The sequence below is a fragment of the Desulfitispora alkaliphila genome (assembly GCF_050433185.1).
Classification (GTDB): domain Bacteria; phylum Bacillota; class Desulfitisporia; order Desulfitisporales; family Desulfitisporaceae; genus Desulfitispora; species Desulfitispora alkaliphila.
This window is the reverse complement of the sequence record NZ_JBNPXS010000002.1, coordinates 81,854-94,940: the sequence shown is the minus strand read 5'-3', so window position 1 is coordinate 94,940 and position 13,087 is coordinate 81,854. Positions and strand designations below refer to the sequence as shown.

Here is a 13,087-nt window from a genome sequence, read left to right as displayed (position 1 = left end):
TCATTTTGACCCCTGCTCCAGGCTAAACCCATATTCTAAGAGTTTCAAGGCTTCACCATACCTGTCACTGCTGTTAAGTACTACTGCGATTAACTGCCTGCCATCTTTTTCTCCAGCAGCTGCTAAGCATTTTCCTGCTGATGCAGTGGTACCCGTCTTGATTCCATTAATCCATTCGTAACTGCGCTGAAGCCGATTGGAGTGTATCAGCGTCAGCTCCCTGTCTTTGTTAAGGATTCTTATTTTCGTTTCATCCGTTTTAGCAATTGTGGCAAATGTATAGTTGTTGAGGCCATATCTAGCTATCATAGCCAAATCCGCCGCTGTAGAATAATGATTTGGTGCAGTATAGCCATTTGTATTTTTAAAAGATGTGTTATGAGCGCCTATTGCTTTCGCCTTTACATTCATAAGCTGTATAAATCGCTTCTCACTTCCTGCTACATGTTCAGCAATTACCACTGTGGAATCATTGGCCGACACTAATAGGGCTGCCTTGACTAGATCCCTTAAGTAAAGCTGATCACCAGCCCGAAGGCTGATGTCCGCTCCCACTTTATTCCCCGCCCCATTTTTAGAAACTGTTGCTACACTCTGGAGGTCTCCCAGTTCTATGGCCAATATAGCCGTCATCATTTTTGTCAAACTAGCTGGGCTTCTCTTTTTATGACTGTTCTTTTCAAACAAAACTTCTCCACTATCAGCTTCAATCAAAATTGCGGCACTTGCCCTAAGCTTCGGCTCTACTATTTCTTCCGATGCCGCACAATCTTGAGTGTTTAGAAATAGGCTTATAAAAATCATCCCCACAATAGTAACTATGACTCTAAGCTTACACACAGGACCAACCTCACTTTTTTTATTTTGTCCTATATATAATGCGCAAAGCTAATTCAGTTCATGTATTAGTCTAGCAATTATTCCGTGCATTATTCCTTCTTCACTGACTATAATTTCATTGGCATTCAGTTCTTCCATGCTAATTAGAAGGATTTCAAGGCCAAAGGGAATGATATCAGCTCTATCCGAGGGTAGTCCCACTATTTTCCTGCGCTCTTTTATCTCTTTTTCCACTAACTCTTGCCACATGCTACGTACAGAGGAGTAGGTAAGTTTAAATCCATGAGTCTTTAAAGGGTTATACTCTTTCATTTTCAATTCAACTAAGGCAGCCGTAGTAACTGTACCACCTACACCTATTAAGCTTACAGGAGTATTTGGCTTTATCTTCTCAAGGGCACTGTTCAAAGTAGTTTTCAGTTCAACTTTACTTAAGGGCTTTTCAAATAACCTTACAGCCCCTGCGTTTATACTGCACAACTGGATACCACTTGCACCTTGCCATATGTATTCAGTGCTACCGCCCCCTATATCTATTACTACAGAGTTTGATTGTACAGGCAGACTATTTATAGCCCCCAAGTAGGTTAGTTCCGCTTCCTCTTCTCCCGTTAGCACCTCTAGGTCTAAACCAGTCTCACCTTTTACTAACTGAATAAACTTTTGCTTATTTTTACTGTCCCTAACTGCACTTGTGGCAACAATCCGAAGCTCATCTACTTTATTGTCATTTAAATATAATTTGAACTCCTTTAAACCAGCTATAGTACGCTCCATAGCATCTGTTCTGAGTAATGGCTGTTCACTCATTCCCTGCCCTATTCTAGTAGAATTTCTAGCTGTCTCCAAAACTTTAAAGCTTTTATTATCCTGAACTTCTCCTATTAACATCCTAATGGAGTTGGTTCCCACATCTACGGCACCTAGCTTTTTATTATGCATTAAATTTCACCTCGTAAACAGAAAAAGCATTCCCTAAGGAATGCTTTTATATTTATATTTAGTAGCGAGCCCCTCTTCCTCCTCGCTTTGATTCCGTGTTTCTCTTAACATCCGCTTGCCTCTCGTCGCTCTCTTTTAAAAACTTAGCCAGCTTATCTTCAAATGATACACTTGGCTGTTGGCGCGGAGGTCTCTTGCTTGCTGGAGCCTTCCGTGCACTAGCAGAACTACTAGAACTACTAGAACCACCAGATGAGTTGACTTGCTTGATGGAGAGGCCTACTTTACCCTTATCGTCAATATTAATAACTTTAACTTTGACCTTATCCTTCTCCTTCAAAAAATCATTTACATCCTTCACATAGGCATCCGCTACCTCCGAGATATGAACTAAACCTGTCACACCTCCTGGTAACTGGACAAATGCCCCGAAATTAGTTATACCGGTGACTACACCCTCAACTATGCTGCCTACTGCAATTGACATACTTTAAAATATCCTCCTTGTAAACTCAGGCAGAGTCTGTATTTTTTTTTATTATACTCAATATACTCACAAGTGTCAATTAATTATCACCAGCTTCTCTCCTGGTTTCACAAGCCCCAGTTCTTCTCTTGCTTTTTGTTCGATAAATTCTGGTTGATGTACCAGTTCTTTTTGTGCTTTTAACTCACTCTGTTCTTCTAATAATTTAGCTTTTTGCACTTCCAATATTTCCTTTTCATTGTTCAGTGTAGCCAGTTGAGCCTGCTGGTTGTATGCAAAAAAAACAATATAACCCACCAGAGCCAAGATCATCACTGGCTTCCATTTGAATTTCCAAGTTATTTTATTCTTTTTTTTCTTTTGATTTTTGGCCGTAGGTAGATAAGCTATATTATCATGCATATCTCTTTTTCTCAAGACTACACCCCTCCTTATGCAACTGATTCTCCATTTTTTAGAAGAATCCTGCCTGTCTGCATGAGGAATTTAAAAAATTTGCCTTAAAAAGTTTTGGGTTCTTTCATTTTGAGGGTTATCAAATACTTCTGTAGGACATCCCTCTTCTACAATTACACCCTCATCCATATATATTACCCTATCTGCTACTTCCTTTGCAAATCCCATTTCATGGGTGACCACTGCCATGGTCATTCCTTCCTTTGCCAAATCCTGCATAACTGCCAACACTTCGCCCACTAGCTCAGGATCTAAGGCAGAGGTTGGTTCATCAAATAACATTATCTTAGGCTGCATTGCCAATGCTCTAGCGATAGCTACCCTTTGCTTTTGTCCCCCTGAGAGCATAGCTGGATAAACATCTCTCTTGTCTGCTAGCCCAACCTTCTCCAGCAATTCTTCCGCTACCTTGCTTGCCTCATCTTTAGCTACTTTTTTCACCTGGGTAGGTCCTTCAATAACATTCTCTAAAACAGTCATGTGGGGAAACAAATTGAAATGCTGAAACACCATCCCCACCTCTTGACGCATTTTATTAATATCAGAACTCTTAGGCTTTATAAGCTCGCCATCAATTATAATCTCGCCCTTTTGAGCTCGCTCTAAAAAGTTTATACATCGTAAAAGAGTACTCTTACCCGAACCACTGGCACCAATAATTACAAGCACTTCTCGCTCTCTTATGTTTAAGTCTATCCCCTTTAACACGTGCAATTTATCAAAGTATTTATGAATCCCCTTTAGCTGTACCATATCTTTTTTATTCGGCATAAATTATTCCCTCCTAGCGATCACTAACACTTAGTCTCTTCTCGATTCTATTAACAATTACTGAAAAAATAGAAGTTAATATCAAGTAATACGCACCAGCAATAATCAAGAACTCCATATAACTAAACGCTGACGCCCCCATCTGCCTTGATTGTAATAGCAGTTCTCGAACGGCAATGGTGCTGGCCAAAGAAGAGTCTTTTAGCGCAATAATAAACTGATTACCCAACGGCGGAACTGCTCGTTTAAAAGCCTGGGGTAATATTACTCGCCTCATTGCCTGAAAATGTGTCATCCCCAAGGATCGGGCAGCCTCCATTTGCCCCTTCTCTATAGATTGGATAGCTCCTCTGAAAATCTCAGCAATATAAGCACCATTATGGGCACCAAATGCTATTACAGCTGAAGGAAAGGCATCTAAAGCTACTACTTCTGCCAAACCATAATAAATGATAAATAGTTGTAACAGAATAGGGGTTCCTCTAATAATTGTTATGTAGATGTTGGCTACTAATCTCAGCGGCCAATATTTTGAAATTTTCATAAAAGCAGCGATTAATCCAAATACCATCCCAACCAGTATAGCTGCTGCAGTAATCTTCATTGTCATCCACGCTGCAGGGATAAACAAATGAAAATTATCAATTACTATACTAAGGTCGTATGGGAAATCTGCTAACATACTGTGTCCAACTCCTTTTATTTCCTTGTCTTATTATAAGCAAATTATGCATAGTACCCAAACAGCACTATGCATAATTGCTATTTTAAATTATACTGTTTTACTAACTATTCCAGGTCTTCAGGGGCTGTAATCCAAGACCCCTCCTGCACAAACAATTGTGCACCAGAGTAGTAATAAGGATCCGTGAAGGAAACTTGCTCTAGTCTCTCTTCGGTAATAGCCATACTGCCAAAAATTCCATCAACTCGGCCTGATCTCAACTCCTCAATTAATCCTCCAAAATCTCCTGTTGGTACTGGTTCATATTCCACGCCTAGTTTTTCGGCTACTGCCTGCCCAATTTCCACATCAAAACCTGTCAGTTCTTCACCTACATAGTAATTGAATGGAGGATAACCACCACTCATCGCAAACCTTATTTCACCTGCTTCCAAAACTCTCTCTAAGCTATCATCAGTAGCTGGTTCTTCATCTGGGAATGTTATTTGATAATCAACACCCTCTAGAATGTCTTCCCCAAAGTACTTATTACTAATCTCAGCATATGTACCTTCCTCAATTATCTCTGCTAACGCTGCATTAATTGCTTGCCTCAAAGTAACATCATCCTTGCTGATGGCAACAGCTATCGTCTCTTCATATAACCAATCTCCCACTGGTTGAATGCTATCAAATCCAAGACCTTCTATGGCGTTTAAGCCCACTAATCTATCAGTGATAACGCCGTCAACTCGTCCAGTGTTCAACTCTGACATGGTTAAGTTGTCATCATCATATAGCCTTACATCACTTACCTTAGAGTATCCTCTTGCAAACTCCTCAAAGGTTGTACCAGTAACAACAGCTAGTACCGCAGTTTCCTCTTCTACTGCATCACCATTCTCAGCTACACCATTTTCATCTCCACATCCCGCTAAGGCAACTACCCCTAGCATCATTATTGCAACCAATAAAATTAACTTTTTCTTCACACTTTTCCCCCCACACTTTTTTTGTTTTGGTAGTCAAGAAAACCTGGCTTGCGAAAAATTTGCAAAAAAAACCTAGGCTCCCTACCAATCTTCTGATGCTCTAGTCATTCAGAAGAGAGGTAGAGTGCCTAGGTTTCGCCTTCCGACTCACCTTAAACCACGCCTAAATCAACGTAGTCTAGCTCTTGTCCTATTTGCTTTCAAATAGAACCCAAGCAAGCCCCAGCTCTCTGGGTCAGATTTTTCAACATTAATTTCAGCTTTGCATATAATGCTTAACATTCATCCGCTTTTACTGACGTATGTCTGCTCACACTATAGCTTACTCTCAATGCTTACTTCACCTTTTTGTTATTTTACTCTTTTATTATATATAGTGTTGTTGTAACTAGTCAAACTCTCAAGTGTTATATATTAATCCTTCTTTAATGATTTTAAGACCTTCAGCTTAAATTTTCCCCAGATCACTTTTAATTTGTTTATTATAGGCCTAAATGGAGCCAATAACAAACCCATGAGCTTTGCTAAAATTTTTCCAAAGCCCATTACTAGAGCTAACAATATACCAGAAATTAACTTTATCGGAATTGTAATTAATCTATAAATTGTTAATACACACGTTTTTATTATTTTAAAGATAGTAAACACAATATTTATTACCGTCTTGCTAAACCACTTGAAATATATTGCTATTCCTACAATAATCCCAATAAATATATAAACACGTACTTCTCCCCAATTACCAAATATCAACACTACAAAGGCTATTATAGCTAGCACAACCCATATTAACAAATCAGCTATATCACCCAAAATCTTCGGGGGCTTTATTTGCCCTCTTAGCACTCGATAAACATCAAAGGTAAGTGCAATCCCCATTCCCACTAAAGTTAACAACAGAAAGGTGATTAGCTGTTCAAAAACTAGACTCACGCACTAACCACCTACTATCTTAATATTTTTTTTAAAAAGCCTTTGCCTTTGTTTTTCACATTTTTATCTTCTGAATATTCCATGGAAGCAACCGAACCACTCATAGTTACTATGCCATTATCTAGGTTCAACTCACTCATGTGTAAGTTTTCTCCTTTTATCACCAAAACTCCCAATTTAGTTTCTAGTATCACTTGATCATCATCAAAGCTCTCTACATTGACAACACCAGTAACTTCTACCTTCTTCCGGTTAAAAACCTTTATACTTTGTACATCTTTTTCTCCTTCCATTTTGTATCACCCCCACAATTTATATACAAAAATAATATTCCACCTTACCCTCACATATGCCACAAGAAAAGAAAAAAATCCAGTATAAAACTGGATTTTTATTCCCACATCTTCATTATCTCTACATCTTTAAAATAGTAGGCTACTATATCTTCTGCACTGCTCCCATCTTCAGCCCAATACCGTGCTCCCCACTGACTCATGCCTACCCCATGACCATAACCCTTTCCTGCAACCACTAATTCGTTTCCTTGAATTTCAAAGGTGTCAATCAGGGTTGAGCGCATAACTGTACTGTCAAGAGCGAGTCTAAGTGCAGGTGCCGATACCTCGGCATCTCCCAGTCGCACCACAGTAGCCCTGCCCGAAGGCCCGGTTTCTACAATCTCAGCACTAGTAATCCCTCCACCAGGAGAACCACCTATTTCCTGAACAGCACCCTGAACTCGACCTAGTGGAAACCTGGCCTCCCAAGCCTTGTTATCCTCTTCTGTGATCTCAATTCCAGGGTCTTCTACACTATGAATATAAGGCGGTTCTTCATTAGCAAAGTCTAGCCCCTCTTGGGCTGTAGCTGTTATACCTCCTGCATCTGCATGGAACCAAGCGTTAATATATTCACCGTTATACAGCGCTACCTCTCCTCTAGTTCGTTCAACTGCGGCGACTACATTATCGTTAACCCGCTCTTCGCTATACGCTTGAAACTCATTAATATCCGTAGAAGCATCAGTTCCTCTGGCCTCTACTCCACCCTCTTCTATCTTTTTCATTGTAAAGCTTCTAGCAATGATAGCTTGGGCTGCCAATGCCTCTTCATGCCAAGTTGGTTCCATTTCGGCAGCAACTACACCTTGAAGATACTCCTCAATACCCATCTCCACTGTAGCTCCAGTCTCGTGCATATATACACTGATTTGTGGCTCTGCTTCTAGCATTTCTGGAGCTTCTCGAACTTCAGGTTGTTCAGGTTTTTGTTCACCTTGTGGACAACCGGTTAGCACTATGGCTATCACTGCCAACGTTAGTATTAGAACTATTTTCAACTTACTCTTAGCTTTTATATGTTTAAACATAATAAAAACCCCTCCTTTTTAACTATTGCCAATAGTTTCTTCCGAAGGGGCTGCTTTTATTCGCTTTTTTCTCTCTCAGCTATCACTTTATAAAGATTTGAAGCTTCATTGGCTTTAACAGCATTAGGAGTCTCTACTACCTCTACTATTAGTATTTTTCTTCCAAACTCCAGTTCAAGGGTGTCTCCAGGGGTAATAGTGGTCCCCGCTTTAGCCTGGCGCTCATTCACTTTCAATCTTCCCGCTTCACAAGCCTCCTTAGCCACTGTCCTTCTCTTAATCAAGCGAGATACCTTAAGAAATTTATCCAACCTCATTTACTTCACCTCTCAATTAAAACCGAACACCTCTCGCTTTATACTATTGAGTATAATTCGAGAGGTGCTTTTTATCTACTTAGCTACCGCATCTTTAAGCGCTTTTCCAGCTTTAAATGCTGGTACTTTTGCTGCAGCAATTTCAATAGGTTCTCCTGTTTTCGGATTTCTTCCAGTACGAGAAGCTCTCTCTCTAACCTCAAATGTACCGAAACCAACAAGTTGTACTTTATCTCCACTAGCCAGTGCCTCTTCTACACTAGCAAATACAGCATTAACAACTTTTTCTGCATCCTTTTTCGTCATATCTGTTTTCTCTGCTACACTTGTTACTAATTCTGTCTTATTCAAGACAATCCCTCCTAAACTTGTTTTTTCTTCTGTTAGCATATTCGCTATCAGTAGGCAAACTCCTTTATTTTCAAGGAATATTTTATAGTTTTTTCTAGTTGTTTTAACTTTTTTTAACTTTTTTCAACTTTCTTCGCCTCATTCCAAAGGTTATCTAGTTGAGCTAATGTCATTTTTTCCATTTTTTTATTACTTTTCATCACTTCCCTTTCAATAAATTGAAAGCGATTTGTAAATTTATTGCATGTGCTTCGAAGCGCTTCTTCAGGATCTATTTTAAGCCACCTTGCAAGATTACAAAGGGCAAACAATATATCTCCTAGCTCATTCTTAACCTCACTGCTCCCCACACCCGCTGTCCTTAATGCCTCATCTAACTCCTGAATCTCTTCTTGTAGTTTCTCCCAAACACCGGAGCTGTCTGGCCAGTCAAATCCCACTTTAGCAGCTTTTGCTTGAAGCTTTTCCGCCCTCATCAAGGCTGGCAGTTGATTGGGAACTTGGAGAATAGTAGGTTCATCGCCTTCATCAGCTCGCTCTTGCTTCTTAATCTCTTCCCAATTAGCTAAAACTTTATCCGCTGTTTCCGCACACTCATCTGAGAATACGTGGGGATGTCTTCTAATCATTTTATCGGTGATAGCTTGAACTACATCCAATATATCAAACACATGGTTCTCTTTTCCAATTTGTGCATGAAATACTATTTGTAGTAATAAGTCTCCCAATTCATCACATATTTTATTCATATTATTTTCTTCAATAGCTTCTACCACTTCATATGTCTCTTCTATTAGATATCTTTTCAGGCTTTCGTGAGTCTGCTCCCTATCCCAAGGGCAACCCCCTTCACCTCTTAATTTTGCCATCACATCTACTATGGGATCCATAGGATATTCACATTTAAGATTGGATTTCCCGTTGGACAAAGGAGGCAGGTATATTGTGACCAAATGATTTAGCCAGTCAAGCCTGTCCAATTCATAAAGAGGAATAGATTCCACTCTTTCCACATCAGGAATACCAGCCCCTTTAATCACCGTAATCTCCCACTCATCGGGATAAAGCTCCATCAGAGTAAGTTTGACCTCCGACGCTACCCGGCGATTGTATACTTGACAGATAATTAGGCCCTTTTGGGGTGCTATCTCTTCCTTGTTTAGCACCAAGCCATCCATTATTTGCAATCCCTCAGTTGGATCTACTCCTATGCGCCAATATATTGCATCTAAAAAACTCATTCCCGCCACAGTTTTAATTGTCACATTCTCTTTAATAGCCTCTTTTTGAAGTATTCCCACAGTACTCTCAGCAACACTAGGATGACCAGGCACAGCATATACAATACTGCCCTTTTGTTTTGCCACCTGAATAAGATTATCTACAATCTTCTTATAGACTTCTCCAAAGCTATCTTCCTGGTCATATATGTAATCAAAACTTTCATAAGTAAAACCCTGTTCTTCTAAAAAAACCACTATTGGATGCTGGTCTGTTCTTAAAAACACTGGTTTCCCGCTCAACAACTTTTCCTTTGCCTCTCCTGTAAGTAAACCCTGTGCCCCCGGGCCCATTCCGACCACTGTAATTTCCGCGTTTTCTTTCAAGTATATCACCTTACCAATTTAAATTTTGCCAATATGGAAGCGACGGCAAAGCCCACCTTGGGTATCATCTCCACATCTCTTCGCTTTACCCCTCCTACTAACATTAAGGAAATCCCATAGACAACTATCCCCATCTTGATGGCCATTAAAGTGGCTATGCTCTGGTTATACTGCTTCTCCAAAATTGGATAGCCATTGGCAATAGCTACCGCCATTATTGTAGCAGCCAGCGCAACTTTTAGCAAGAAATTCCCTTGACTTAGCCCTCGTCCTGTAGTTTTGTACAAATAAAGTATGTTTAATGCACTTGAAATTGAAAAACCCAGCACAGTAGATATCCCTGCCCCTACAATTCCTAAAGTGGGTATTGCAGTTAGATGATAATTACAGAATGCCTTTACACAAGCTCCCACAGCTAAATTCACCACCGGTACATAAGTTTTACCCATCCCTTGAATAGCTCCGGATGTAACTTGATGTAAGCCTAAAAACAGAGCAGCAGGTGCTAATACCCTAATAGATACCCCTACCTCTGCAATATCATACAACAAAAGTCCAATAGGAGTTGCCAAAAAGTACAACCCTACAGCTGCTGGTAGGCAAATTGTTACAGTAAAGCGGATGGCTTCTCTAATTTTAGAAACCAGCACATGCTGTTGCCCTTTGGATACTGAGTGAGATATTGCCGGAACTAAGCTAGCTGCCAAAGACAGGGTAACAATGGTTGGCAAGTTTATCAACGTAGCTGCCATTCCAGAAAATTGACCAAAAAGAGCCGTAGCTCTGTTCACATCCATCCCCGCTTCCTGCAACCTCAGGGGAACCATTGCCGCATCAATAGTCTGCATTATAGGCATTACCAGACCACCCAAAGAAATTGGAACCGCCAATGTTATAATCCGCGAAGTTAAGTTAAGGCTGCTTACTTTAGATTTTCCAAACCTACCTTTGGGCACTTTTATTGATTTTATTTTCCATAAAAAATAAATTGCCATTAACAGCAGTAAACCAAAAAAGCTCCCCACAACTGCTCCAAAGGTGGCTCCAGCAGCGGCATATTCCACGCCATATTTCATCAGAACTCCCCCAGCCACCAATACAGTACCAACCCTAAATACTTGTTCAACTATTTGAGAAGCAGCAGTAGGAGCCATCTGTTGCATTCCTTGAAAAAAGCCCCTGAAAGCTGCCATAAGTGCTGTAAATAGCAGCGCTGGTGCAATTACCATTAGTGAGTAGTATGCTCTAATATCGTGCAATACATTTATAGCCAAGTACTCTGCAGCTAAAAACAACCCTAAACAGGAGCTAAGCCCCAAGCCTAACATAATAACTAATGCCACTAATAGAACCTTCTGAGCTCCAACAAAGTCACCAGCAGCTCTACGCTCAGACACAAGAATTGATATTGCCACGGGAATCCCTGCTGCAGAAAAGGCTAAAATCATTGAATATATGGGGTATGCCATTTGATACAATCCCATTCCCTCTTCACCAACCATACGAGCAAAGGGTATTCTATATAGGGCACCAATTAATTTAGTTACCAAACCTGCACCTGCTAGTATTGCAGCTCCCTTTAAAAATGAGTTATCCCCCATTTTACTTCCCCCACTTTTCTTAGCAGTAAATACTGTAAATACTATGTGAATCCATGGGGAAGTAGAATAAAAAAGGTGAGCAATCTGATAATTGCTCACCCATAGTTTATTGTTCCATCTGTTTAGCTAAGAAGCCAGCTGCTGTTTCAGCTAACTTTAACTCCATATCTCCCATTTTTATGTTTTCATCTTTGGTAGCTATTATAACTGCACCAATAGGATCTCCTTCTGCAATTATAGGAGCGATAACTTCTGCAGTGAACTTACACCCCTCATCACCGCCACAGTCAATGCAGTAGTCATGTTCACCAGGCTCGTTAATAAGTATTGCTTTTCTTTCTTCCATAACCTTCTCAACAGCAGACCCTACGGGTTTATTGATAAACTCCTTCTTGGGAGCCCCTGAAACTGCAATCACATTATCTCTATCAGCAATGCACGCAATGTGCCCTATTGCCTCATTTAAAGATTCAGCATACTCTTTTGCAAAGTCACCTAGCTCTCCAATAGGAGAATATTTTTTGAGGATAACTTCACCTTCTCGATCCACGAATATTTCTAGTGGGTCACCTTCTCTTATACGCAAGGTTCTTCGGATTTCTTTTGGTATTACTACTCTGCCTAAATCGTCTATTCGACGCACGATTCCTGTTGCCTTCATTGTTTTCATTATCCCTCCTTTTTCCAAGCGCTAAATAATTGAGTTAATCTTTTCAATGATAGTATATAACTAGATGAATTCTTTTATTCATTTTTTTCCATGGCAAAAAAACAGGCCCTTTCTTTTGAAAGGGCCTGTACTAGCTACTTTTTGAGCTTATTCTAGGTTATTTACAATATTTGCATTATCTTTAATTTGCTCCACAAACTGATTAAATAACTGAGATTTTTCTTCAAAAGTCAGACTGTATTCAATATCTTCCCGCAATTCTTCTAATGTCTCTTTTCGATCTTCAATTAAAATAATATGGAAACCATGTTCAGATTCAACTGGCTCCTTAGTATATTCTCCTTTAGCTAAGCTAAAAGAAGCCTCTTCAAACTCTGGAACCATTCTTCCTTTTCCAAAATAGCCTAAGTCGCCACCTCTAGAACCTGATCCTGGGTCAAGTGAATGCTCTTTAGCTAGCTCAGCAAAGTCCTCTCCCTGGTTTAATAACTCAATTAACTCCAGAGCTTTCTCTTCTTCCTGTACTAAGATATGACGAGCCCTTACCCGCTTTAGTTGCTCTTCATTCTCATGGTAGTATTCAGAGATTTCTTCTTCACTGGCCACTATTTCAGCAGTCACATGATCATAAACAGCCTTTTCTAAAAGCTGGTTGTATATGAAATTATAAAAATCCTGATCGTTCCAGTTCATGTTTTCTAATAGCGCTTGATACTCTTCTTCGCTAGCCGTTTCTAACAATTCATTAATTTGCTCCTGTGCCTCTTCTTCAGTAGGTGCCACATCAAATTCTTCAGCTTTTTCCGCAAATAGTTGCGCTAGTATCATTTCTTGAAGTACATACTTGCGCATTTCATCGAGCATTTCTTCACCTTCAGGAGTCCCAGCTAATTGTTCTACAGTAGCACCCATCAATGTTAACTCAGCTTCTAACTGTTCGTCCAACTGAATTTTAGTAATCTCAGTTCCATTTACTTCTGCCGCTATTTCGCTATCTTCATTTTGTCCACAGCCTGTTGCCGCAAAGGCAAGAGAAACCATTAGCAAAACTACTAATAAATATTTTATTTTAGTCATTTTGTCACAT

General features: G+C 39.9%; 16 protein-coding genes. All 16 read right to left on the bottom strand.

What is annotated here, in order from left to right:
• Positions 1 to 840 (bottom strand): D-alanyl-D-alanine carboxypeptidase family protein, encoded by an 840-nt coding sequence (locus GGQ84_RS01340; RefSeq protein WP_429158099.1) that lies wholly within the window; start codon positions 838 to 840, stop codon positions 1 to 3.
• A 48-nt stretch (positions 841 to 888) separates the two neighbouring features.
• Complete coding sequence (locus GGQ84_RS01335) at positions 889 to 1,782, bottom strand: Ppx/GppA phosphatase family protein (protein WP_429158096.1); 894 nt, start codon at positions 1,780 to 1,782, stop codon at positions 889 to 891.
• 58 nt (positions 1,783 to 1,840) lie between these two features.
• A complete protein-coding gene (locus tag GGQ84_RS01330; RefSeq protein WP_429158093.1) occupies positions 1,841 to 2,269 on the bottom strand; it encodes a S1 domain-containing RNA-binding protein in 429 nt (142 codons plus the stop codon).
• Positions 2,270 to 2,344: 75 nt separating this feature from the next.
• Complete coding sequence (locus GGQ84_RS01325) at positions 2,345 to 2,686, bottom strand: FtsB family cell division protein (protein ID WP_429158090.1); 342 nt, start codon at positions 2,684 to 2,686, stop codon at positions 2,345 to 2,347.
• A 69-nt stretch (positions 2,687 to 2,755) separates the two neighbouring features.
• Positions 2,756 to 3,496 carry an amino acid ABC transporter ATP-binding protein gene (locus GGQ84_RS01320; RefSeq protein WP_429158087.1) on the bottom strand — a complete coding sequence of 247 codons (741 nt, stop codon included), beginning with the start codon at positions 3,494 to 3,496 and terminating at the stop codon, positions 2,756 to 2,758.
• A 13-nt stretch (positions 3,497 to 3,509) separates the two neighbouring features.
• Positions 3,510 to 4,178: an amino acid ABC transporter permease gene (locus tag GGQ84_RS01315; protein ID WP_429158084.1), complete on the bottom strand. Its 669-nt coding sequence runs from the start codon at positions 4,176 to 4,178 to the stop codon at positions 3,510 to 3,512.
• Positions 4,179 to 4,285: 107 nt separating this feature from the next.
• Positions 4,286 to 5,152, bottom strand: coding sequence for a transporter substrate-binding domain-containing protein (locus GGQ84_RS01310; protein ID WP_429158081.1), 867 nt, complete (start codon positions 5,150 to 5,152; stop codon positions 4,286 to 4,288).
• A gap of 414 nt (positions 5,153 to 5,566) precedes the next feature.
• Positions 5,567 to 6,085: a spore cortex biosynthesis protein YabQ gene (gene yabQ, locus GGQ84_RS01305; protein ID WP_429158078.1), complete on the bottom strand. Its 519-nt coding sequence runs from the start codon at positions 6,083 to 6,085 to the stop codon at positions 5,567 to 5,569.
• A 14-nt stretch (positions 6,086 to 6,099) separates the two neighbouring features.
• Positions 6,100 to 6,378, bottom strand: coding sequence for a sporulation protein YabP (gene yabP, locus GGQ84_RS01300; protein WP_429158075.1), 279 nt, complete (start codon positions 6,376 to 6,378; stop codon positions 6,100 to 6,102).
• Positions 6,379 to 6,476: 98 nt separating this feature from the next.
• On the bottom strand, positions 6,477 to 7,454 hold the full coding sequence (locus tag GGQ84_RS01295; protein ID WP_429158072.1) for a SpoIID/LytB domain-containing protein: 978 nt from the start codon (positions 7,452 to 7,454) through the stop codon (positions 6,477 to 6,479).
• A 56-nt stretch (positions 7,455 to 7,510) separates the two neighbouring features.
• Positions 7,511 to 7,771, bottom strand: a complete 261-nt coding sequence (locus GGQ84_RS01290) for an RNA-binding S4 domain-containing protein (protein WP_429158069.1) — start codon at positions 7,769 to 7,771, stop codon at positions 7,511 to 7,513.
• Positions 7,772 to 7,846: 75 nt separating this feature from the next.
• Positions 7,847 to 8,122 carry an HU family DNA-binding protein gene (locus GGQ84_RS01285; protein ID WP_429158067.1) on the bottom strand — a complete coding sequence of 92 codons (276 nt, stop codon included), beginning with the start codon at positions 8,120 to 8,122 and terminating at the stop codon, positions 7,847 to 7,849.
• Between the two features lie 113 nt (positions 8,123 to 8,235).
• Positions 8,236 to 9,738 carry a bifunctional methyltransferase/pyrophosphohydrolase YabN gene (yabN, locus tag GGQ84_RS01280; protein WP_429158064.1) on the bottom strand — a complete coding sequence of 501 codons (1,503 nt, stop codon included), beginning with the start codon at positions 9,736 to 9,738 and terminating at the stop codon, positions 8,236 to 8,238.
• Positions 9,735 to 11,330: a putative polysaccharide biosynthesis protein gene (locus GGQ84_RS01275; RefSeq protein ID WP_429158061.1), complete on the bottom strand. Its 1,596-nt coding sequence runs from the start codon at positions 11,328 to 11,330 to the stop codon at positions 9,735 to 9,737. Before GGQ84_RS01275 ends, yabN begins: the two co-directional genes overlap by 4 nt.
• 106 nt (positions 11,331 to 11,436) lie before the next feature.
• On the bottom strand, positions 11,437 to 11,991 hold the full coding sequence (gene spoVT / locus GGQ84_RS01270) for a stage V sporulation protein T (protein ID WP_429158235.1): 555 nt from the start codon (positions 11,989 to 11,991) through the stop codon (positions 11,437 to 11,439).
• 156 nt (positions 11,992 to 12,147) lie between these two features.
• Entirely contained in the window at positions 12,148 to 13,077 is a 930-nt protein-coding gene (locus tag GGQ84_RS01265; RefSeq protein WP_429158058.1) for a peptidylprolyl isomerase, read from the bottom strand.
• Between the last annotated feature and the right edge of the window lie 10 nt (positions 13,078 to 13,087).